The 675-nt window shown below is 52.0% G+C and carries 1 rRNA gene; it reads left to right on the plus strand.

Going from position 1 to position 675, the window contains the following annotated elements:
- Positions 1-24: 24 nt before the first annotated feature.
- Positions 25-675, plus strand: a 23S ribosomal RNA gene (locus ACJ8IM_RS25175); the annotation flags it as partial.

Raw genomic sequence — 675 nt, forward strand, 5'->3', positions numbered from 1 at the left:
GATGGAAACATCTTCGGGTTGTGAGGTTAAGTGACTAAGCGTACACGGTGGATGCCTAGGCAGTCAGAGGCGATGAAGGGCGTGCTAATCTGCGAAAAGCGTCGGTAAGGTGATATGAACCGTTACAACCGGCGATACCCGAATGGGGAAACCCAGTGTGTTTCGACACACTATCATGTCATGAATACATAGTGGCATGAGGCGAACCGGGGGAACTGAAACATCTAAGTACCCCGAGGAAAAGAAATCAACCGAGATTCCCCCAGTAGCGGCGAGCGAACGGGGAGGAGCCCAGAACCTGAATCGGCTTGTGTGTTAGTGGAAGCGTCTGGAAAGTCGCGCAGCAAAGGGTGATAGCCCCGTACACTAAAATGCACAGGTCGTGAGTTCGATGAGTAGGGCGGGACACGTGACATCCTGTCTGAATATGGGGGGACCATCCTCCAAGGCTAAATACTCCTGACTGACCGATAGTGAACCAGTACCGTGAGGGAAAGGCGAAAAGAACCCCGGCGAGGGGAGTGAAATAGAACCTGAAACCGTGTACGTACAAGCAGTGGGAGCACCTTCGTGGTGTGACTGCGTACCTTTTGTATAATGGGTCAGCGACTTATATTTTGTAGCAAGGTTAACCGTATAGGGGAGCCGTAGGGAAACCGAGTCTTAACTGGGCGA

Origin of the sequence: Serratia sp. CY33525, assembly GCF_052169115.1 — a bacterium.
Taxonomy (GTDB): domain Bacteria; phylum Pseudomonadota; class Gammaproteobacteria; order Enterobacterales; family Enterobacteriaceae; genus Serratia; species Serratia sarumanii.